This is a genomic window from uncultured Metabacillus sp. (assembly GCF_947503125.1).
In the GTDB taxonomy this organism is placed as follows: domain Bacteria; phylum Bacillota; class Bacilli; order Bacillales; family Bacillaceae; genus Metabacillus.
Genome location: NZ_CANNCR010000036.1, coordinates 23,145 through 45,423 on the forward strand (window position 1 = coordinate 23,145; position 22,279 = coordinate 45,423).

Here is a 22,279-nt window from a genome sequence, read left to right on the forward strand (position 1 = left end):
TATGTCCTACACTAATCAATCTAAGTTATTGCTGCGCCTTGAGCCATAGGCACTTACTATTGCTAGAAACCTTCTATTAGCATTATTTAACACTATTTCTCTTTGTAAGTAAAGCCATTCACTCTAATTAAAGGAAAAAACTTTACAGATCATGGAAGATTACTTAAGAATCGACATTAGTGATTTTGGGCAAAATTGAAAGGAATCAAGGGAAGCATGAACAATCCTATTCACTAGGGATACAAAACAAAACGTTTCACAGTTGGAAATCTGGCTGCAGGCTTAGGGAAGAGGAATCTATTCGAAAAATTAGACATATAGAACTTCCTTCTAGTAAACTATAGATGAAATTTATAGGGCAGGTGGAGGTATTACCATGGATGAACAAACGATTCACGAAATATTAGATAAGCTTAAGGATGGTGAATTACATGAATACCTTGTAACAAAGGACCGGTTTTTGTCATTTCGAACCGTTCTTGTTAATCGAGAAGATTTTAAACATTTTCGGGGAATTGCTCAACAAGGAGGGAGTGTTATTTACCGTTATTTGCAAGAGCCGAGAAGTTAGTTAATCTAACCTCTTCGCTTTTTTAAAATTTTTCGATACCCTAATGATTCTAGCTTATTTTATGACCGTAGCAGGCCATTAAACTATTGGAATCGTTTCCAGAAATTGAGGGGTGTTTTAGATCTTAAAACCTGTTAGTCTAGTTCATGTGCAAGTCCTAAATTTCAAAATAAGGAGATCAGTAGGAGGATACGAAAACATGAGAAAGACAATTTTAAAACTTGTTGCTGTTTCAACATTAGCTTTATCGCTTACTGCGATGACAGTACCAAAATCAAAAGCTAATGCTGCAACAACACATCAAGTTCAAACAGGTGATACGTTGTGGTTAATTGGAAAAAAGTATGGAGTATCTGTAAAATCGTTAAAATCTGTTAATCAGAAGTCTTCAGATTTATTATATGCCGGAGAAAAATTAACGATTCCTCAATCGATTACTGCAGAGGAGAAAGACTTATTAGCGCGTCTTGTACATGCGGAAGCAAAAGGCGAACCATATGCAGGTAAGGTTGCTGTTGCCTCTGTTGTTTTAAATCGAGTTGATAGCTCATTGTTCCCAAATGATATTAAAAGTGTCATTTATCAAGTTGATCAAGGCTATTATGCTTTTACACCTGTACAAAATGGTACGATTAATCAACCAGCTGACACTGAAGCAAAAGAAGCCGTTCAGGAAGCATTAGCATTCCGTGGCATGGGGAATGGTTCATTGTATTTTTACAATCCTGTAACAGCAAAAAGCCCATGGATCACTACACGTGAAGTGACTGTTACAATCGGCAAGCATCGATTTGCAAAATAAATAGAAAGAATATTAATAAGAGGCTGTCTCTGAAAGGTCCACTTCTTTCGTTTCGAGACGACCTCTTATTTTTTTGCTGAATAATTTACCCTTTAACCTTAATTTAACTTTTCCTCTAATGGTGCATAATTCCATTCATTAGTGGCATGATATGAAAAATAGCAGAACACTAAAAGTGAACAAAACGAATACTATTCCCAGAGAAAACGAAAAGCGTGTGGTGGATGTCATGAACAATATGAGGTATGAGAATGGGAAAAACAAACCTTCATTAGCTAAAGTGATTGCCCGGTTTCGAACTTCATCTGACTTCATTCAATTTGAAGAACGAACAAATCGGCTTGTGTACTGGGTCTCATATATAAGAACATTGGTAGACATGCAAACTCTCCAAAAATTAATCATGCCTATTCTAAAAAGTGATAGCTGGAATACGTTAGATGAATTAAAAAAAGGGATCCCGATTGAAAACATTATCATAACAATTGATACAGATGTTATTAAGGAAAAGCTTCTCGATGGGTATGTATTGATCAGCCTGTCCGAATATGGAATTCCGAGCTTGCTAGTTAAGGCGACCCTTAACAAGGCCCGTGACGTATCCCTGCCAGAAGTAGAATTTAGTGTTGTTGGTCCTAAAGAAGCATTCGTTGAATCGATTGAGTCCAATATTAACCTTATTCGTAAAAGAGTGACAAATGATAAGCTTCGAATATTCGAAATGAAAATTGGAGATCTATCGAATACAAAGCTTGCGGTATTATATGTTGAAGGTGTTTGTAATGAAGACAACGTCCATACTGTCATACAGCGTATTAAAGATATTCAATTTGACCAAATCAGTGATAGTTCATTCATAACCCAGATGATTTCAGATGATCATAATTCCCCTTTTCCACAGCTCTTAGATACTGAACGGCCGGATCGTGTTGCTTCAATCTTAGCAGAAGGGAAAGTAGGAGTTATTGTTGATGGTTCACCACATGTATTAATTGGACCCACAACTCTTGTTGAGTTTTTTTCAGCATTTGATGACTACTTTTATAATTGGCTAACCGCCTCTTTTTTTAGGCTAATCAGACTCTTTGCCGTTGCATTCTCAATTTTGGTGACACCAGTTTATGTGGCAGCTCTAACCTATCATTATGAGTTAATACCAAGTGATTTATTAAATACATTAATTTCCTCTCGCAGAGATGTCCCGTTACCGCCAATTTTAGAAGCTATGTTCTTGGAATTGACTATTGAATTATTAAGAGAGGCTGGAGCAAGGTTGCCATCGAAGGTCGGTCAGACAATCGGTATCGTTGGAGGGATCGTAATCGGGACAGCATCAGTTGAAGCTGGGTTAACAAGTAATATTCTGCTGATAATTGTTGCTTTATCTGCACTAGCTTCATTTACGACACCAATTTATGCGATGGGTAATACGATCAGGATGCTTAGGTTTCCATTTTTAATATTAGCACAATGGTTTGGTTTAGTTGGCATCGTTATTTGTTTTAGTTTTTTAACAACCCATTTATTAAGGCTAACCTCGTTAGGTAGACCTTTTTTAGAACCAATTTATCCTCCTAGATCAATTGATATGAAGGATGCCCTTATACGGCTCCCCTTTTCATGGATGTCTAAGCGACCACAGCAATTGCGAACACATAACCCTAAACGCTTTTCAAAAGCAAATGCGACAAGGAACAGAGACATCGATGAGTAACTGAGGTGATGATTCCATGATAAAAATAGCAGAGAGGTTCCAGGTTTCTCATTTTTTAGTGTTTTATTTAATTCATTCTGTGCAATTTGGAGTTGGTGTATTAGGATTTCAACGGGTTATTGCGGAAGATTCTGGTCGGGATGCATGGATAGCTGTTATTGTGTCTGGAATTCTTGTTCATGTTTCATTGTGGATGATTTATCGGATTCTTCAGGAATCAGACGGCAATATAGTTTCCGTTCATCAGGAGCTTTTTGGAAAATGGGTCGGAGGATTCCTTAGCATTTTTTTATCATTATATTTTATCTTAATGGCGATCACCGTTTTAAGAACCTATGTCGAAATCGTTGAGGTATGGATGTTTCCGGATTTAAATGTTTGGGTGTTTTCATTCATTTTTTTATTGTTGGTTTTATATGTAATAAGCGGAGGGTCCCGTGTGGTAGCAGGAATAAGTTTTTTTGGGGTTGTACTGACGCTCTATTTATTGTTAACCTTCTTATTTCCTCTTCAGTTCTCGGAGATAAAAAATCTACTTCCAATAATGGATCATTCAATTAAAGATATTGCCATGTCAACAAAGAACATGTCACTGACAATTATCGGTTTTGAAGCGTTGCTTGTTTATTATCCTTTTCTTAAAAATAAAAATAAATCAAAAAAGTGGGCCCATATGGCCGTTGCTTTTAGTACGTTAACATATACCTTTGTCTGCATTATCACCATCATTTATTTTAGTGAAGAACAGCTCGGGAAAAATGTTTGGGCAACGTTAACAATTTGGAAAATTATCGAATTGCCATTTGTTGAGCGTTTTGAATATATCGGTATCGCGAATTGGAGTTTGGTTATTTTGCCTAATGTCTGTTTAACCATTTGGTCTGCGAGCAGATGTTTAAAGGATGCTTTTTCTATTAAGCAAAAATTCTCGCAAATATTTGTATTAATTCTCGCTTATATTTTTGTAAATTTATCAGAAACACGCAGAGAAATAAGCCTTGTTAATGATATTGTCGGTCAAGTTGGGTTTTATATCATATTTGCTTATATTCCAGTCATCTTCTTTCTAACGATCATTATCCGAAAAATTCGTAAAGCAAAGGAGAAAAGTAAATGAAAAAAATGTTCCTGCTAATCATTCTCTTTCCGTTGTTTTTAATAGGTTGTGTAGAACAGGAAATTATTGATGATGTAAACCTTGTTACTGTTACTGGTTTTGATAAAGTGGAAAAAGATAAAATTAGGGGAACAGCAATTATTAATACTTATTTAAAAGATCAGCCTGTACAAGATTACCAACTTGTTGAAATTTCGGAACTAAGCAGAGATATCCTTTCAGACATGCAAAAGAAATCACCGGATCCTCTAGTACTCGGAAAGCTTCAGGTTGTTTTATTTGGTGAAGCCTTATCAAGATCAGGAATAACCGATCTGGTAGATACGCTGCAGCGTGATGCTTCGATTAGCGAGCGGCTTTTGCTTGCTGTTACACGGGATGAAGCGAAAAGCGTTTTGGAAGCGGACTTTGGCACACAAGGAGCGTCCAGGTTTTTATCAAGTTTAATCCTCCATAATAATCTTCACCGTGATTTGCCAAGGTCTAATTTGCATTTATTTTTATATCAATATTATTCAAAGGGACAAGATCCATTTTTACCGATTCTTTCAAAAAAAGGTAAGGATGTTTTAATTGACGGGTTAGCATTATTTGATGATGTTAAGTTGGTTGGAGAAATATCGAATGAAAAATTGCTTTTCTTTAAGATTCTTGCAGACCAATATTCAAAGGGTTCGTATACATTAAATATCCCTGATTCAAAAGAAAAAGCTGGAATAAGAAGTATTTCATCTTCAAGAAAATTAAATTTAATTTCACTCAATCCCCTTAAAGTAGAAATTTCAGCACATGTCGAGGGTTATATAAATGAGTACACGGGGAGAAAAATAACCCAAGAAGTTATTAAGAAGGCAGAAAAAGCATTTAAGGACGAAATTGAAAAAGAATCATTGGCCCTTATTGACAAATTTAAGGAATTACAGATTGACCCTCTTGGTATTGGAGATGATATCCGGTCACAATCAAGAGATTTCGATATTTCAAATTGGAGAGAAGAAATTAAAGATTTAAACGTTGATGTCAAAGCAGATGTTCTTATTTCGGAAACAGGAGTCATTGATTAGCATGGAAAACCATTTTTATTGCTTTTAAATTCAATAATAATTTGATGCCTTGTCTCATATTCTTTAATAGTGGACTAGTTTAAAATGAGGGGACGACATCATGAATACTTTTGTTAAAGGAACATTATTGCTGGTTATAGCAGCGTTTTTTGGAGAGTGCCTTGAGTTTTTTGTGAATATGATATTGGCTAGAGAGCTTGGCGAAGAGGGTATGGGATTGTATATGACAATCCTTCCTGTTATTTTCTTCGTTGTCATTATTGCTAGTTTAGAGCTTCCGATTTCCATTTCAAAGTTTATTGCTGAGAAGCATCGTGAAACACATTATCATATGCTAAGGCATTCTTTTCATTTAACCCTTTTTCTTACGATTGTTTTTATGTTTGCATCAGCGTTGTTATTGCCTTCTATTTCCGTTTTTCAGGAATACCATCCATATGTTAAATGGCTGGTCATCCTAATTATTCCAATTGTCTCATTCTCCTCTTTTGCAAGAGGCTATTTTATGGGTGTACAGCATATGGGGAAGATCGCATTCTCAAATTTTTTGAAAAAAGCGGTACAGCTTGTCCTCTTATTTTGGGTCTATCAAACCTTTAATTTCGAACTAGAGGTAGCGCTGCTCATTGCACTAGGAACTCTTATTGCAAGTGAGCTTCTCGTATGTACATATTTAGTGGCTGCATATTTTATTCAGTATCAACTATTACGAAAAGAAACTAATAAGTATATTAATGGAAGGAATGTTAGAAGGGCGCTGTTTTCAGTCTCATTACCAACAACTGGCTTAAGGCTTTTTCATTCTTTTACACATGCAATTCAGCCTTTTTTAGTTAAAGCTGCGTTAATAAGTGCGGGGTTTACTAGTGTCATGGCAACTGAGCATTATGGAATGCTGGCTGGAGTTGCAATGTCAATCGGCTTTTTTCCAGCATTTATCGGACATTCCTTAATGATCATGCTAATTCCTAATGTATCTGAGGCATTTGCGAATCATGATATGGCAAGGCTTATACGGTTGCTTAAACAGTCAATGATGATTACTGTTATATATGGTACCATTGCTGTTATCGCCATTTATATCTTCGCAGAACCTTTAACACATTTATTTTTCGAATCCACCTCAGCCTCATTCTATTTAAAATTATTGTGGCCGTATTTTCTATTTCATTTCTTCATCATTCCGATGCAGGCTTATTTAATTGGATTAGGTCTTGTTAAGGATGCACTGTACCATACAGTTTGGTCGCATGTAATTTCATTTGGGATGATGTATGTCCTAGGTTCATTGGATTTTCTTCATATGAAAGGAATTATAATAGGAATGAATATGGGGGCTGTACTGCTTATGTTGATGCATTATGTCACGATCTGTAAGAAACTGGGGGTGAGTGTCTATTTTATGAAAAGAAAATTTATTTATTAAAAAAAGGGAACGGTGAGCTTTATTGCAACCGTTTTTTTTTGTTTAAATTGCATTTCATTTCTCTATTTTGCAGAAGCTAAAGTTAAACGGTTATATAAATAGTATTAAAAAAGGTGGATATAATGAAAAAAAATCTGATCATCCGCTTCCTTTTAAGTCTGCTAATTTGTCATTTTTTTATATCAGCTAACGTTGTCAAAGCATCAGAGAGGAAGGTTGTGCTGGAAGGAAAGCAAGCAATAGATTTCACATTAAAGACAGTTGAAGGGAGGACAGTATCTTTATCAGAATATAAAGGCAAGGTTGTTGTTATAAATTTTTGGACAACTTGGTGTACGTATTGCCAAGAAGAAATGGAAGAACTAAATAAATTCAGTGAAGAGATGAAGTCATTTAACGTTGAGCTTTTAAGCGTAAATGTGACATCAGCTGAAGAGAATAAACAAGCGGTTATTCAATTTATTAGCCATGCTAACATGCCTTATAGAGTTGGATTAGATGTAAAGGGCGAAGTTTCACAATTGTATAGGATTATCGGAATCCCAACAACCTATATCATAGATGAGCAAGGAATTGTTCAAAAAAAAATCTTAGGGCCCGTAACTTCTCCTATTCTTAAAGAAACCATTATACATATAAAAAAATAGAAAAAGCCAGAGGGTGAAGCTTAACACCTCTGGCTTTTTGCGTTTGAACCTTTACAAGCTTTAAACGTTATACTAAAGGGTAAAAGAAAAGAAGAGCATTTATGAATTTCTCTTGAAAAAGAATGAGAAAGGTTATCGTTATCAATAATAATTATTAAATGATAATTATAATAATTATTACTTGAAAATATTACTTTATTATATATAATAATTAATATAAGTAAAAATTTTAGGTGGATATTGCTTAATCATGAAGTGTAAGAAAATACGAAAGATAGTTTTATTCTTAGGTTAGAGGGAGTGAGAGAATTGGAACTAAATACAGCAAGTAAACTAGCAAATCCTATACAATCGGAACATCATACCTTTTCAAAATGGACTGAACATATTGAACTTATAAATGCCATTATTGCTGGAGTGCTTATTGGGTTAGGCTGTTTTTTGGAGAGCAACGGAAATCAATCAATTGCGATTCCTTTATTTATTTTGGCATTTGTCATTGGCGGCTATGCTAAGGCGAAGGAGGGTATTGAGGAAACAATCTCCGAAAAAACACTAAATGTTGAGCTGTTAATGATTTTTGCGGCCATTGGTTCAGCTATTATTGGCTATTGGACAGAAGGAGCTATTTTAATCTTTATTTTTGCATTAAGTGGGGCACTTGAGACGTATACGATGAATAAAAGCCAACGGGAAATATCGGCTTTGATGAGTCTTCAGCCTGAAGAGGCATGGGTGATTGATCATTATGGCAATGAACGAAGGGTTCATATTTCCTCATTGCAAATCGGTGATACGATTCTAGTTAAGCCTGGTGAACGTGTTCCTGCTGATGGAATTATTTTATCTGGTAAAACTAATATTGACCAATCTGCAATCACTGGTGAATCAATGCCTGTTGAACGTGAGATAAGTGATGAAGTATTTGCCGGAACTGTCAACGGGAACGGATCTATAACCATAAAGGTAACAAAAAAGAGTACCGAAACAATGTTCCAGAAAATCCTGGATCTCGTCCAATCGGCTCAATCTGAAAAATCTCCTTCACAGCAATTTATCGAAAAATTTGAAGGAACCTATGTAAAAGCAGTGTTAGCTCTTGTAGCAATTATGATGGTGCTTCCTCATTTTGCACTTGGTTGGAGCTGGAATGAAACAATTTATCGTGCACTTGTCTTAATGGTGGTTGCTTCCCCATGTGCTTTAGTTGCCTCCATTATGCCGGCTACTTTATCGGCTATCTCAAATGGAGCAAGAAATGGTCTGTTATTTAAAGGCGGCGTACATTTAGAGCAATTGAGTAAAACAAAGGTTGTTGTATTTGATAAAACAGGTACATTAACTAAAGGGGAACCAACTGTAACAGATATCATCATTACAGATTCTGTTGATCACGATTCATTTTATGAAGCAGTTTTATCAATTGAAAATCAATCAAATCACCCATTAGCTCGTGCGATCGTTGCAAAAATTCAAAAGGATTTTCCGATGAGTATTGCCAATATGGCATCTGTGGATGAAAAATCCGGCTTTGGAATAAGTGCCGTTTTACATGATGTTAAATGGAAAATCGGAAAAGCTGATTTTGTTGGCAGAGATCTAGCGGACAGTTTTGGTGATGGCGTTAGCGGGAAGCTGGCTAAGGAAGGAAAAACAATTGTCTATGTTGTACGTGAAGATCAAATTGTCGGTCTTTTAGCATTAAAAGATACTGTTAGGGAGGATGCAAAAGTAGCTCTTCAAACCTTACAGAGAAATGGCATAAAAACTGTTATGCTAACAGGTGACAGTCAATCTACAGCAGAAGCAATTTCGAAAGAATTACAAATTGATTATTTTATTGGAGAGTGCCTTCCTGAAGATAAAGTAAATGAAATTAAGGCTTTAAAAGAAAAATATGGCACTGTAACGATGATTGGAGACGGGATTAACGACGCGCCAGCGCTGGCTGTATCTGATGTAGGAATTGCAATGGGCGAAGGAACAGATGTTGCTTTGGAAACCGCGGATATTGTGCTCATGAAAAATGAATTATCTAAGCTTACGAAGGCTGTTACGTTATCGAAAAAAATGAATCTAATTGTCAAACAAAATATTGTATTTTCGATGTCAGTCATTGCGTTTTTAATTTGCTCGAATTTTATTCAAGTACTTGATCTTCCATTAGGTGTAATAGGTCATGAAGGAAGCACAATTCTTGTTATTTTGAATGGTCTTCGTTTATTAAGAGGGTAAACAAAAACGTCAGTGCCTTGCTCATGCTCTGTCAATCAATAAGTCAATCATGTTACTATATTAGTTTATTAAAGGGACTGTTTCATTTTTTGAGACAGTCCCTTTCTTTTTAGTCAAGTTTCACTAGCTGAAGGAGAAGATGTTTTTTCTTCATCATCAGGTCTTTTGCTAACGATGATATAGGAAGTAACAAAGCAACAAAAGCCTATAATCCAACCGAACACTGTACTATAATAATATAGATCAATTAATGACATACCAATTATTGGCGAGAGAACGCCAATTATGCAAAGAATCGGAACTAGCTGACGTTTTACCCAATGAAGCACGGAAAACAACTCCTTAGCAGGAAGAAAAAATTAAGTAAGATTAAATAAAGATAATAAATTTTTTAGAATAAGAGTATAAGCTTCATTCTCGTTTATTTCTTAATCATTATTGTTCGAATATTTGTATGTAGTTATTATACAGGAAAATAATTATTTAGAGTACACGAGAATTATTAAAAACTTGTTACAAATGTCAATGATCATGTACCACAGAATCGATCAGGTTTGTTATGATGTTATTATAGTGAAATAGCATAGGAGTGAAAGGTGAATGGAAAAACGTTTAATAAAGTTAATGAATTCGCTGCAAGAGCAGGAGATTGACATGTGTTTTATCCACTCTAAAGAAAATGTTTTTTATTTAACTAACTTTTATAGTGACCCGCACGAACGATTAATGGGTTTATTTCTTTTTAAAGAAAATGAGCCATTTTTCATCTGCCCGCAAATGGAAGCAGGGCAAGTGAAGGAAGCAGGATGGAATTACGAGGTTGTGGGCTACGGTGATCATGAAAACCCTTGGGAACGAATACAAGATGTTCTTGATAAACGTGATCTCAAATCTATTAAGAAGTTGGCAGTTGAAATAGAAACAATCTCATACAGTAGAGCTGAGAATTTACAGCAAATCATTCAGCCTGAAGAAATCGTATCAATTGAACAGATTTTAAACGAACACCGTGTTATAAAGGACGAAAAAGAAGCAGAGATTTTACGGCAGGCAGCAGAATTAGCGGACTATGGAGTCAAAGTAGGTGTTCATGCACTAAAACAAGGGATATCCGAAATGGAAGTACTTGCTGCGATCGAATATGAATTAAAGAAAAAAGGTATTCGTGAAATGTCCTTTTCCACGATGGTATTGTTCGGAGAAAAGTCAGGTCAGCCTCATGGGAACCCAGGATTAAAAACGTTAAGTGAAGGAGACTTTGTATTGTTTGATCTAGGTGTGGTTCTTGATGGATATTGCTCGGATATTACGAGAACGTTTGTATATAAGTCCTATGTTGAAAAACAAAAGCAAATATATGATACTGTTTTGCAAGCACAATTAGCAGCTTTACAGGCCAGTAAACCTGGAAAGCGAATCGGCGATTTGGATTTAATTGCAAGAGAAATTATTACAAATGCTGGATATGGTGACTACTTTCCGCACCGTCTTGGCCATGGCCTAGGTATAAACGTTCATGAATATCCTTCCATGAGTCATACAAATAACGAAGTTTTGAAAGAAGGCATGGTTTTTACTATTGAACCAGGAATTTATGTACCAACCGTTGGCGGAGTTAGAATTGAAGATGATGTAATGATTACGAAAGATGGTTTTGAAGTATTAACAAAATTTACGAAAGAGTTTACTGTGATTAATTAAATGTAACATTTGTTCTTAAGCTAAAATAATTACGAGTGAAATTATTCCAGAGGGGAAACGAAACTTGAGAATTTGGATGATAGCTGTTATCACCTTATTTTTGACAACTGCCTGTGTATTAAAAGAGAATGGTTCTGATCGAATCTCTGCACATATCACAAGAGTTGTTGACGGCGACACTGTTCATGTAACTGTAAATGGGAAAGAGGAGACTGTCAGGCTATTGTTAGTAGATACTCCTGAAACAGTACACCCTACTAAACAAGTCCAACCATTCGGTCCAGAGGCTAGCAGTTTTGTAAAAAAGTTATTACATGATGCTGATGTAGAATTAGAGCTGGATATTGGTGAACGTGATAAATACGGCAGGTTATTGGCTTATCTTTATGTTAACGATGAAATGGTCAATCAATTACTTCTCGAAAAAGGTTTAGCAAGAGTTGCCTATGTTTTCGAGCCTAATACAAAATATGTTGATAAATTTTATAAGATTCAAAAACATGCTATGGCAAAGGGGATTGGTATTTGGAGTATTGAAAATTATGCCACAGATCAAGGCTTTAATGAAGATCCCTCAGCTGTTCATGCAGAAAATAAGACAGATGAATGTACGATCAAAGGGAATATTAATTCAAAGGGCGAAAAGATTTTCCATACTGAGAATTCCCCTTCCTATAAGGTAACAAAGCCTGAAAAAATGTTTTGTACAGAAGCTGAAGCCATTGCAGAAGGGTATCGAGCAGTAAACAGATAGTGAAAAATTGACAAAGAGCTGCCTTATTAGCAGCTCTTTTTGCATCATGTAATTGAAACTGACAAATATTTGATTCGGCAATCCCATCTTTCGTAAACCTATGTAAAATTTGTACATTTTAATGTGAAGTTTCTTTAGCTCAAGATATAGACAATAGAACATTGACGCATAAACGATATAAGCCCTACCTCTCTTATATCAATACGGCTCCTAGGCCGCGCCAAAGTAAAGAAGCGTCATGATGTGTTGACCATTCATCCAAGAAGCGCGCTACTTTTTTAATACCCATTTTTCAGATGACAAAACCTTTAGCATAAAAAATATACAGTTTGTAAGATCTAGTAAAGCTGACAAAACAGAATACGAATGTCAGCTTGATATTACGAAATGGTTGTTGTTTGGGAGATTTAAGAAGATTAGATTGAAAGTGAGGGAATAAGGTTTAAACACAAAGTTTAAGTTTAACATGATCTTTGTTTTTTATGAAACGTTTGTTTTTTTACACCACCCTGCAGATAAAATTTGCTCAATAGAAAAGCTGCGAACTTGGTTTCGTAAGTAACAGTAGGCCAAAACGTTATTGTTGCTGATTTTTTTCACGATGATTTTTCGATGTGAAAACTCTCCTCCTTTTGAATGGTAAATAATATCGATTGGTAGTTGCTTTTCCAGGCTTAATCTAAAATATTGCTTCAAAATAATACACCTCCATCAACATAAAAAGAATAAGCGAACATACATTCTATTATACGCGATTTCACCGAAAATATGTTCGGTTTTTTATATAAAAGAAAGCAGAAATATTTTCTACTTTCCTTACCTAGTTTTGCCATATTTTTTCCTCTAAAAACGTATGATGATAAAAAGAAAATTTTTAAAGGATTTATTTATTCAATTATTAACTTTTGAAAGGGGAGAAGGTAATGACTGAGCAGGAAAAGGTGAAATTAATTCAAGAAATAACAGAGGATATCATTCGTCTTTCTGTTAAAGATCATCAAGAGAAAAGAAGAAGTGAACAGGAAAAAGCAGTTGAATTACTAGCTAGAGCTTTATATGATTTTTCGGTTATGTACCTATCACCACAGACAAACCATGAAGAAGCCCTTAAAGGGACACTTGCAAAAGTAAAGATTGCTTATAATACTCTTGAGCGGATCAAAACAACTAAGCTGCATGTTACAAGAATAAATCAAACTTAAAAAGTTACCTGGTAAATGATCAGAGGGGTTGAATTGTTCATAAGGATAGGATGATATAACTAAATAAGAACATATGTTCCAATCTTGTTTCGGTTTATGATACAATAAGGATACAGTCAAATGGATCAAACAAGCCCCTAGTGAAGGGGGGTGATGCCTGTTGACCATTTATGAAAGCTTAGTCGCTATGTTTAGTTTTGCTTCCTTGATAGTAGCTATATTAGCCTTTTCACAAAAAAAATAGACCTTGGCCAGGTCTATAAAACATTATCGTTAGATCCAATTTTGACTGTAGACTGTGGATGCGGCAACATCCACGGTCATTACTTAAATATATTATAGCATAAAGATAAATATGATACAGCAAACTTCTATGATGAATGCAGGGAACCTTTTTCTTATTCAAGATTTAATTTTTTTAATAATGGAGAAAAAACATATTCAATATCAAAAAACATGGGATTATTTTCATCATTATAAAGAATAATTTTACCTTCATTCTTTGTTTCGGGAATGTATAACAACAGAACCTCACTTACAATATCTTCAAACCATTTGTTTTTAACTTTTATCGATTTTGTAAGCGGAATTTTTATTAAATACCCTTTCTTTGGAATTGGATTTGCTTGTACGGTTACTCTTTTAATTGATCGTATTGCCTTTTGTATCTCCGCATCTATTTCCTCTGAGCTCTCAATCTCCTTAATGATATTGCTTGTTTCAATATCCAAAACCTTAATTTTCAGATTCTCTGCATTGATTTGCTGTTTGTCGAAAATGAAAAAGCAAAGAAATAGCAGCATAATCTTTATTGCTTTTTTCATAATTTATTCACCTCTAGTTTATCGTTCCCAATTTATTCGATCCTTACAAATAACAATTTTCATTATAGTAAAAAAGCTTGAAGGTAAGTGTTTTTATCATGCTTCGGGTTTGGTATCATAAATGTCAAGTGATAATTCCGCTATTTTTTTCTACATAAAGCGACAAATTCATTGACGTTCTTTGTGAACTCTTGTACGATGAGAAAGATTGAATGAAAAGGAGCTGTGGATTTCGTGAAGGAGTCCTTTCAAATAAAAAAAGCATTAAATAATAATGTATTAATTGCCCATCATCATTCTTTTGGTGAGGTTGTTTTAATTGGTAAGGGAATCGGCTTTGGTAAAAAGAAAGACGACATCCTTGAAGAAAATCGATTTGAAAAAATGTTTGTGTTAACAAATCAAAAGGAACAGGAACAATATAAAAAGCTATTAACGGATATTGATGAAGATATGCTTGATGTGGTACAGGATGTGATCCGATATATATCCGATCGTGTTGAGCATCCGTTAAATGAACATATTCATATTGCCTTAACAGATCACATCACGTTTGCGTTAAAGCGTTTACAGCAAGGGATGGATTTAAAAAATCCATTTTTAATTGAAACGAAATCTCTTTATCCTTTTGAATTTCAGCTTGCAACAGAAGTCATTGAACGCCTTAATAAAAAACTGAATGTCAAGCTGCCCGATGGGGAAATTGGATTTATAGCTTTACACATTCATAGTTCCATTACAAATAAACCGCTTTCAGAAGTAAACCAATATTCTCAGTTAATTAGCCGCTTAACAGATGTCATTGAGGATTCATTAAAAATAAAAGTGGATCGGGAAAGTGTGAATTATTTAAGGCTGGTTCGGCATCTTCGGTACACGATTGAAAGAGTTAATACAGGTGAAACAGTTGCTGAACCCGAAAAATTAGCTTTTTTGTTGAAAAATGAATATCCTCTATGCTACAATACCTCTTGGAAAATGATTAAAGTGATGCAACAGGCGTTAAAGAAACCAGTCTATGAAGCAGAAGCTGTGTATTTAACCATGCATTTATATCGATTAACAAATAAATGAAGATACGATGCGTTTCACGTGTTACTGATTCGATCAGGCATGAGTGAACAAGAAGTGTTTTTATTTGCTATTTTGGGGAAGTATACCTATTAGCGGATAAACCTCTGTTCACCATGCCTTTTTTATTTGTTTTTACCTTTTTATATCTGTACTAATGTAAACGGTCAAAAAATTTATAAAGCTCTTGTTCAATGGTTTTTAACTGCTAGTTGTCACTAAAAAAGTAATGGAGGTTAACTATCATGTTTAAAAATGCATTTGGCGTCCTGCAAAAAATTGGACGTGCACTCATGTTGCCGGTTGCTTTATTGCCTGCTGCAGGTCTTTTATTAGCATTAGGCAATGCTTTGCAAAATGAGACATTAATTGAAATAGCGCCATTTTTAACTAGCGATTGGGTTGTATTAATCGCGAGTGTTATGGAGAATGCTGGTAATATTGTTTTCTCAAATTTACCGGTATTATTTGCTGTCGGTGTTGCCATCGGTCTTGCTAATGGTGATGGGGTTGCAGGCATTGCTGCATTAATTGGATACCTAATCATGAATGTTACGATGAGTAGTATTTTAAAAGGTTTAGGTGTTATGCCGACAGATTCAGCTGCACTAGGAGAATTTTTAGCAGCTAATAGTGCTGCATATGGGAATGTACTCGGAATTCCTACCTTGCAAACAGGGGTTTTCGGTGGAATAATTGTCGGTGTTTTAGCTTCCTATATGTACAATAAGTTCTTTACAATTGAATTGCCGCAATATTTAGGTTTCTTTGCCGGCAAACGATTTGTACCAATAGCAACAGCTGCTTCAGCTGTCGTTCTTGGAATTATTATGTATTTCATTTGGCCGCCAATTCAATCAGGCTTAAATGCATTCTCAACAAATTTGTTGGATGCTAATAGAACGTTAGCAGCATTTATTTTTGGGGTGATCGAACGTTCCCTTATTCCATTTGGGTTACATCACATTTTCTATTCCCCGTTCTGGTTTGAATTTGGTTCATATGTGAACGCTGCAGGCGATACAGTCCGTGGTGACCAAACGATCTTCTTTAACCAAATTAAAGATGGAGTACAGGATTTAACTGCAGGTACATTTATGACTGGTAAATTCCCATTCATGATGTTCGGTTTACCTGCTGCTGCATTAGCGATTTATCATGAGTCAAAACCTGAAAATAAAAAAATTGTAGCTGGTTTAATGGGGTCTGCTGCATTAACTTCTTTTTTAACTGGTATTACAGAACCTCTTGAATTCTCATTCTTGTTTGTCGCACCAGTGTTATTTGGAATTCATGCTATCTTTGCTGGTTTATCCTTTATGACAATGCATCTATTGGATGTAAAAATCGGGATGACATTCTCAGGGGGATTAATTGACTTTTTGTTATTTGGAGTATTGAACCCGCAAACAAATTGGTGGCTAGTGATTCCAGTTGGTTTAGTGCTTGCGGTCATTTACTATTTTGGTTTCCGCTTTGCGATACGCAAATGGAATCTTGCAACACCTGGACGTGAAGCTGCAGATGTTGAAACAGCTGATGAAGGTGAAACAAAAGGAGCTTCTGATGATTTGCCAGTCCAAATTTTACAATCATTAGGTGGACAAGAGAATATCAAACATCTTGATGCATGTATCACACGTTTACGTGTAACAGTTAATGACGCAAAAGAAGTTGATAAAAACCGTTTGAAAAAGCTTGGAGCTTCAGGAGTATTAGAAGTTGGAAACAATATTCAAGCCATTTTTGGACCTAAGTCAGATAATCTAAAAACACAAATTCAGGATGTTATGGCCGGTAAAAAGCCAAGAGCAACAAAAACACACTCTCAAACTCAAGAAGTTCAAGAACAAGTAGAAGATGTAGTGGCAGATGGCTTGAAAAATGATGTGGCAGATGAAACATTCGTATCTCCACTTACAGGTGAATTGAAAGACATTACCGAAGTTCCTGACCAAGTATTTTCAGGCAAAATGATGGGAGACGGGTTTGCTATTTTACCTGATAATGGAACTGTTGTATCACCAGTTAATGGTAAAATCTTAAATGTTTTCCCAACCAAACATGCGATTGGTATTCAGTCTGACGGAGGAAAAGAAATTTTAATTCACTTCGGTATAGATACAGTTAACCTTAAAGGTGAAGGCTTTGAAGCATTTGTTCAAGAAGGTGACATTGTTGAACAAGGACAAAAATTACTTGAAGTTGACCTTGACTATGTGAAACAACATGCACCTACAACAATGACACCAATTGTGTTTACCAACTTAAAAGAAGGTCAATCCATTAAATTACAAACTAAAGGCAAGGTAAGTGCAAAGGATGATAATATCATTTCGATTGAAGATTAATTTGAATTTTCAATAAGATAAAACTTGTTTTTTGATTTGGGACTGATAAAATAGTATTTTGTAGAATAATGTAACTAAAAGGAGATTGATGAAAAATGGCAGAAAAAACATTTACAGTAACAGCAGAAACAGGAATTCACGCACGTCCAGCAACAGTTTTAGTACAAACAGCTAGTAAATATGATGCAGATGTTAACTTAGAATATAACGGCAAAACAGTTAATCTAAAATCAATCATGGGTGTTATGTCTTTAGGAATTCCTCAAGGATCTCAAATTAAGATCACTGCAGCTGGTTCAGATGCAGACGATGCAATTGCTGGCATCGAAGAAACACTGAAAAAAGAAGGGCTTGGCGAATAATGAGTGCAAACCTAAAAGGGATTGGAGCTTCTGCTGGTATTGCAATTGCAAAAGCATACCGCCTGGAGGAACCAGAACTTAAGATCGAAAAGATAGAAGTCACAGATAAAGAAGCTGAAAAGCAACGATTTGAACAAGCGATTAGTCAATCAAAAGCTGAGCTTGAAAAAATTAAAGAACATGCAAATCGTGAACTAGGCGCGGATAAAGCAGAAATCTTTGCTGCTCATTTACTCGTCTTAAGCGACCCGGAGCTGCTTAACCCTGTTGAGGACAAGATTAGCACTGAGGGTGTAAATGCTGAATTTGCAATGAAAGAAACAGCTGATATGTTTGTTTCAATGTTTGAAGCTATGGATAACGAATACATGAAAGAGCGTGCTGCTGATATTCGTGATGTGACGAAACGTGTTATCGCACATTTACTAGGCGTTCAAATTCCAAATCCAAGCTTAATTTCTGAAGAAGTAGTGATTATTGCTGAAGACTTGACACCTTCTGATACTGCACAATTAAATCGTCAATACGTAAAAGGATTTACCACTGATATTGGAGGTCGTACTTCACATTCAGCTATCATGGCTCGCTCAATGGAAATTCCAGCGGTCGTAGGTACGAAACAAGCAACCTCTTCTATTGAAAATGGTGTAATGGTCATTGTTGACGGACTTGATGGAGATGTCATTATCGATCCCGCGCCAGAAGTCATTGCTCAATACGAAGAGAAAAAAGCAAAATATGAAGCACAAAAAGCAGAGTGGGCAAAGCTTGTTAATGAGCCAACCCTATCTAAAGATGGAATGCATGTAGAATTAGCTGCTAATATTGGTACACCTGAGGATGTAAAAGGTGTAGTAGAAAATGGCGGAGAGGCTGTCGGCCTTTATCGTACAGAGTTCCTTTACATGGGCAGAGACCAACTTCCAACAGAGGACGAGCAATTTGATGCTTATAAAACAGTTCTAGAAAGAATGGAAGGAAAGCCGGTCGTTGTTCGTACACTAGACATTGGCGGTGACAAGGAGCTTCCGTACTTAAATCTTCCTAAAGAAATGAATCCATTCTTAGGCTTCAGAGCGATTCGTTTATGTTTAGAAGAGCAGGATATTTTCCGTACACAATTGCGTGCATTATTACGTGCAAGCAGTTACGGAAATCTAAAAATAATGTTTCCAATGATTGCTACAGTTTCTGAATTTAGAGAAGCAAAAGCGATTCTTTTAGAAGAAAAAGAAAAGCTAGTTGCAAATGGTGTGCAAATATCTGATTCAATTGAAATTGGTATGATGGTTGAAATTCCATCAACAGCAGTAATGGCAGATCAATTTGCAAAAGAGGTTGACTTCTTTAGCATTGGAACAAATGATTTAATTCAATACACAATGGCTGCAGACCGTATGAATGAACGTGTATCATACTTATATCAACCATATAATCCAGCGATTCTTCGCTTAATTTCAATGGTGATCGATGCTGCTCATAAGGAAGGAAAATGGGCTGGCATGTGTGGGGAAATGGCAGGAGATCCAGTTGCCATCCCATTATTACTTGGTCTAGGACTAGATGAGTTCTCTATGAGTGCTACATCCATCCTTCCGGCACGTTCACAAATTAAAGATCTTTCTAAAGCAGAAGCACAAAGCTTTAAAGAGAAAGTGTTAGCAATGACAACAACCGAAGAAGTTGTTGCATTTGTAAAAGAAACCTTTAAAATTTCATAATGAATCTTTTAGGACAGGTATTATACCTGTCCTTTTTAACGATTTATTTCTTTTTTGTGTCCAGATTCATGTGCCATCGGCTAAATGGTCTATTCAAATAGAAATTGAATGTAATTCCTATTCGCCTTATGATTGTGCCTTGCTCTTTTCTTATGTTCAAATTTTTTTCAATTGGACAACCTATTCTAGAATGAACTAATTTTGAAGGGAAGGTCCAAATGGAACATAATCATTTTCAAATCGGGGAAGAGGTTTATGTGATCTATCGAAACCCGCATGCAGTAAATGTAGCAAATATCGAAAAAGCAGAAGTTGTGAGGCATCCAAAAAATCCGAATGAGCTGGCTTTGTTTCTTTATGATGCATACCATCCATTAGAAGAGGAAGATGCTGTATTCTCAAGTTATGCTGAAGCAGAAAAGCTTTATAATCAATTATTTGATTATCAGCAATATGATTAATTTGAAATTTCTTACTGATTAATAAAAAAGAGATATGGAAAGGTTAATCACATAATATGTCTTTCTTTTTTAGGAGATGGTAGTGTTGATAAAACCTTTTGTTCCACAATTAGTTTATATCGAACCGAGAGCACTAGAGTATCCTCGTGGAGTTGAATTGAAACAAAAGTTTGAAGAAATGGGGTTGGAGATTAGGGAAACAACTTCCCATAATCAAGTGCGAAATATACCTGGTAATAATCATCTTCAGCAATACCGGTCAGCAAAATCTACTTTAGTCATTGGTGTTAGAAAAACACTTGAATTTGACAGCTCAAAGCCTTCTGCAGAATATGCTATTCCTCTCGCTACAGGATGTATGGGCCACTGTCATTATTGTTATTTGCAAACGACAATGGGCAGTAAGCCTTATATACGGACTTATGTTAATGTAGATGAGATTCTTGACCAAGCACAAAAGTATATGGAAGAGCGTAGTCCGCAAATGACCCGTTTCGAAGCTTCATGTACGTCAGATATTGTCGGAATTGATCATTTAACACATTCATTAAAGGCAGCGATTGAATTTTTCGGTCAAACGGATATGGGAAGGCTGCGCTTTGTAACTAAATTTCATCATGTTGATCATCTATTAGATGCAAAACATAATGGAAAAACCAGGTTTCGTTTCAGTATAAACGCCGATTATGTGATTAAAAATTTTGAACCGGGTACTTCTCCATTAGAGCAGAGAATTGAGGCAGCTGTAAAGGTGGCGAAAGCAGGTTATCCGTTAGGGTTTATTGTTGCACCAATTTATATACACGAAAATTGGCAGGAAGGCTACAAGACATTATTTGAAAAGCTCAATGCCCATCTTCCAGCAGATGTTCGCGATGATATCACCTTTGAAATGATCCAGCATAGATTTACAAAACCAGCAAAACGTGTGATTCAAAAAAACTATCCGAAAACAAAGTTGGAGTTAAATGAAGAAGAAAGAAGATACAAATGGGGAAGATATGGAATAGGGAAATACATCTATCCAAAGGATCAGGAACAAGAACTCCGTGAAACACTTGAAGGCTATGTCGATGATTATTTTCCAAATGGTAAGGTTGAATATTTCACATAATATGGCATCAGTAGTTTTTACTCAAGACGGTCCTCACAAAGAATGTGGGGACTTGTCCTTCTTCTTAAATTCCCCTCTAAATAACTTACAAAAGCATTTGTATCCAAACCATAACTTTTTGAACAAATGCCTCAATTAACTTGTTCTGACTATTCGAATGATAGCTGGGCATGTTCTTTCAACACTATATTCAAGTTTTCAGGATTCTTTAGTTAAAGCTTTATAAAGGAAATGGTAAAATAAACGTATCTTTACATAAGGGGTGTTTAACAATGCAGTTAGAGTATCAGGGGAAAAGTGCATTAATTATTGCTTCAAGTCAAGGACTTGGAAAGGCAATCGCGAAAAAGCTTGCAGAACAAGGTGTAAATGTAATGATCTCCAGCCGTGATGAAGAAAAATTGAAACAGGTAAAAAATGAGCTTGAGCGCACGGCAAAAGGAAAAATTCAATATAAAGCATGTGATATAAAGAATAAGGAAGACATTAAACTACTTGTTGAGACAACAGTTTCTGAATTAGGTTCGATTGATTTACTTGTTAATAACGCCGGCGGTCCGCCTGCTGGAACGTTTGAGGAAATGACAGATGATGATTGGCAGCATTCCTTTGAATTAAATCTATTAAGCTATATTCGCATTACTAGAGAGGTATTACCGTATATGAAGAAAAATGGCGGGAAAATCGTGAATATTGCATCATCCTCTGTTAAAGAACCTATCCCAGGACTTATTTTATCAAATACCTTTCGGACAGGCATTGTTGGCTTAACGAAAACACTTGCAACTGAGTTTGCACCATATCATATCCTGATTAACACAGTTGCACCTGGTCGAATCGCAACAGATCGTGTTGCCTTTTTAGATGAAAAAGCAGCCGAAAAGCAAGGAGTATCAAGAGATGTCATTGAAGAAAAAATAAAAAACGCGATTCCGTTAGGACGCTATGGTGAACCTGAGGAATTTGCCAATTATGTTGCCTTCCTATTATCTGACGCAAATAGCTATATGACAGGGCAAACACTTTTAATAGATGGCGGACTGATTAAATCAATTTAAAAAAAGTAGGTAGTGTCAAAAGTTCTATGAAAAAACAACGTTTTAGTTTTAATTAACACCGAAGTGAACTTGTTGACCGCCGCA

At 35.7% G+C, this 22,279-nt stretch carries 22 protein-coding genes; 19 read left to right on the forward strand and 3 right to left on the reverse strand.

Translation table 11 applies throughout. The features are described from left to right. Positions 1 to 376: 376 nt before the first annotated feature. The 8 genes from Q1B07_RS18650 to Q1B07_RS18685 all read left to right on the forward strand — a co-directional run bounded on the left by Q1B07_RS18650 (position 377) and on the right by Q1B07_RS18685 (position 9,576). Positions 377 to 571 (forward strand): hypothetical protein, encoded by a 195-nt coding sequence (locus Q1B07_RS18650; protein WP_299092939.1) that lies wholly within the window; start codon positions 377 to 379, stop codon positions 569 to 571. A gap of 259 nt (positions 572 to 830) precedes the next feature. Next, complete coding sequence (locus tag Q1B07_RS18655) at positions 831 to 1,373, forward strand: cell wall hydrolase (RefSeq protein WP_299092962.1); 543 nt, start codon at positions 831 to 833, stop codon at positions 1,371 to 1,373. A gap of 238 nt (positions 1,374 to 1,611) precedes the next feature. Beyond that, the gene (locus Q1B07_RS18660) at positions 1,612 to 3,087 is read left to right on the forward strand and encodes a spore germination protein (RefSeq protein ID WP_299092963.1); all 1,476 of its coding nucleotides are present in this window, start codon (positions 1,612 to 1,614) and stop codon (positions 3,085 to 3,087) included. 16 nt (positions 3,088 to 3,103) lie between these two features. Continuing rightward, positions 3,104 to 4,204, forward strand: coding sequence for a GerAB/ArcD/ProY family transporter (locus Q1B07_RS18665; RefSeq protein WP_299833263.1), 1,101 nt, complete (start codon positions 3,104 to 3,106; stop codon positions 4,202 to 4,204). Then, positions 4,201 to 5,268, forward strand: a complete 1,068-nt coding sequence (locus Q1B07_RS18670) for a Ger(x)C family spore germination protein (protein ID WP_299092941.1) — start codon at positions 4,201 to 4,203, stop codon at positions 5,266 to 5,268. Before Q1B07_RS18665 ends, Q1B07_RS18670 begins: the two co-directional genes overlap by 4 nt. A gap of 100 nt (positions 5,269 to 5,368) precedes the next feature. After that, a complete protein-coding gene (locus Q1B07_RS18675; protein ID WP_299092942.1) occupies positions 5,369 to 6,694 on the forward strand; it encodes a polysaccharide biosynthesis protein in 1,326 nt (441 codons plus the stop codon). A gap of 122 nt (positions 6,695 to 6,816) precedes the next feature. Continuing rightward, the gene (locus Q1B07_RS18680; RefSeq protein WP_299092943.1) at positions 6,817 to 7,341 is read left to right on the forward strand and encodes a TlpA disulfide reductase family protein; all 525 of its coding nucleotides are present in this window, start codon (positions 6,817 to 6,819) and stop codon (positions 7,339 to 7,341) included. Between the two features lie 345 nt (positions 7,342 to 7,686). Further along, the gene (locus Q1B07_RS18685; protein ID WP_299092964.1) at positions 7,687 to 9,576 is read left to right on the forward strand and encodes a heavy metal translocating P-type ATPase; all 1,890 of its coding nucleotides are present in this window, start codon (positions 7,687 to 7,689) and stop codon (positions 9,574 to 9,576) included. Positions 9,577 to 9,689: 113 nt separating this feature from the next. Here Q1B07_RS18685 and Q1B07_RS18690 read toward each other — a convergent pair whose 3' ends face one another. Further along, entirely contained in the window at positions 9,690 to 9,905 is a 216-nt protein-coding gene (locus Q1B07_RS18690) for a hypothetical protein (RefSeq protein ID WP_299092944.1), read from the reverse strand. Between the two features lie 271 nt (positions 9,906 to 10,176). On the opposite strand from Q1B07_RS18690, the gene Q1B07_RS18695 reads away from it, so the two are divergent. Further along, positions 10,177 to 11,277 carry a Xaa-Pro peptidase family protein gene (locus Q1B07_RS18695; protein ID WP_299092945.1) on the forward strand — a complete coding sequence of 367 codons (1,101 nt, stop codon included), beginning with the start codon at positions 10,177 to 10,179 and terminating at the stop codon, positions 11,275 to 11,277. Between the two features lie 64 nt (positions 11,278 to 11,341). Further along, positions 11,342 to 12,031 carry a thermonuclease family protein gene (locus Q1B07_RS18700; protein ID WP_299092947.1) on the forward strand — a complete coding sequence of 230 codons (690 nt, stop codon included), beginning with the start codon at positions 11,342 to 11,344 and terminating at the stop codon, positions 12,029 to 12,031. Positions 12,032 to 12,511: 480 nt separating this feature from the next. Here Q1B07_RS18700 and Q1B07_RS18705 read toward each other — a convergent pair whose 3' ends face one another. Then, complete coding sequence (locus Q1B07_RS18705) at positions 12,512 to 12,727, reverse strand: hypothetical protein (protein WP_299092949.1); 216 nt, start codon at positions 12,725 to 12,727, stop codon at positions 12,512 to 12,514. 227 nt (positions 12,728 to 12,954) lie between these two features. Here Q1B07_RS18705 and Q1B07_RS18710 point away from each other — a divergent pair, with 227 nt between their 5' ends. After that, positions 12,955 to 13,233 (forward strand): hypothetical protein, encoded by a 279-nt coding sequence (locus Q1B07_RS18710; RefSeq protein ID WP_299092950.1) that lies wholly within the window; start codon positions 12,955 to 12,957, stop codon positions 13,231 to 13,233. 160 nt (positions 13,234 to 13,393) lie between these two features. Beyond that, a complete protein-coding gene (locus Q1B07_RS27070; RefSeq protein ID WP_366945230.1) occupies positions 13,394 to 13,477 on the forward strand; it encodes a putative holin-like toxin in 84 nt (27 codons plus the stop codon). Between the two features lie 154 nt (positions 13,478 to 13,631). On the opposite strand, the gene Q1B07_RS18715 is transcribed toward Q1B07_RS27070, so the two are convergent. Further along, positions 13,632 to 14,057 carry a hypothetical protein gene (locus tag Q1B07_RS18715; RefSeq protein WP_299092951.1) on the reverse strand — a complete coding sequence of 142 codons (426 nt, stop codon included), beginning with the start codon at positions 14,055 to 14,057 and terminating at the stop codon, positions 13,632 to 13,634. 234 nt (positions 14,058 to 14,291) lie between these two features. Between Q1B07_RS18715 and Q1B07_RS18720 the strand changes: the two genes are divergently transcribed. The 7 genes from Q1B07_RS18720 (at position 14,292) to Q1B07_RS18750 (ending at position 22,195) form a co-directional block, all read left to right on the forward strand. After that, complete coding sequence (locus Q1B07_RS18720) at positions 14,292 to 15,131, forward strand: transcription antiterminator (protein WP_299092952.1); 840 nt, start codon at positions 14,292 to 14,294, stop codon at positions 15,129 to 15,131. A gap of 242 nt (positions 15,132 to 15,373) precedes the next feature. Then, positions 15,374 to 17,479: a glucose-specific PTS transporter subunit IIBC gene (gene ptsG / locus Q1B07_RS18725; RefSeq protein ID WP_299092953.1), complete on the forward strand. Its 2,106-nt coding sequence runs from the start codon at positions 15,374 to 15,376 to the stop codon at positions 17,477 to 17,479. A 95-nt stretch (positions 17,480 to 17,574) separates the two neighbouring features. Next, positions 17,575 to 17,841, forward strand: coding sequence for a phosphocarrier protein HPr (locus tag Q1B07_RS18730; RefSeq protein ID WP_046511491.1), 267 nt, complete (start codon positions 17,575 to 17,577; stop codon positions 17,839 to 17,841). Beyond that, positions 17,841 to 19,562, forward strand: coding sequence for a phosphoenolpyruvate--protein phosphotransferase (gene ptsP / locus Q1B07_RS18735; protein WP_299092955.1), 1,722 nt, complete (start codon positions 17,841 to 17,843; stop codon positions 19,560 to 19,562). The genes Q1B07_RS18730 and ptsP overlap by 1 nt, the downstream gene beginning before the upstream one ends. 218 nt (positions 19,563 to 19,780) lie before the next feature. Continuing rightward, a complete protein-coding gene (locus Q1B07_RS18740) occupies positions 19,781 to 20,023 on the forward strand; it encodes a transcriptional regulator SplA domain-containing protein (protein WP_299092956.1) in 243 nt (80 codons plus the stop codon). Between the two features lie 85 nt (positions 20,024 to 20,108). Further along, positions 20,109 to 21,137 (forward strand): spore photoproduct lyase, encoded by a 1,029-nt coding sequence (splB, locus tag Q1B07_RS18745; protein WP_299092957.1) that lies wholly within the window; start codon positions 20,109 to 20,111, stop codon positions 21,135 to 21,137. A gap of 272 nt (positions 21,138 to 21,409) precedes the next feature. Then, complete coding sequence (locus Q1B07_RS18750; RefSeq protein ID WP_299092959.1) at positions 21,410 to 22,195, forward strand: SDR family oxidoreductase; 786 nt, start codon at positions 21,410 to 21,412, stop codon at positions 22,193 to 22,195. Positions 22,196 to 22,279 lie beyond the last annotated feature (84 nt).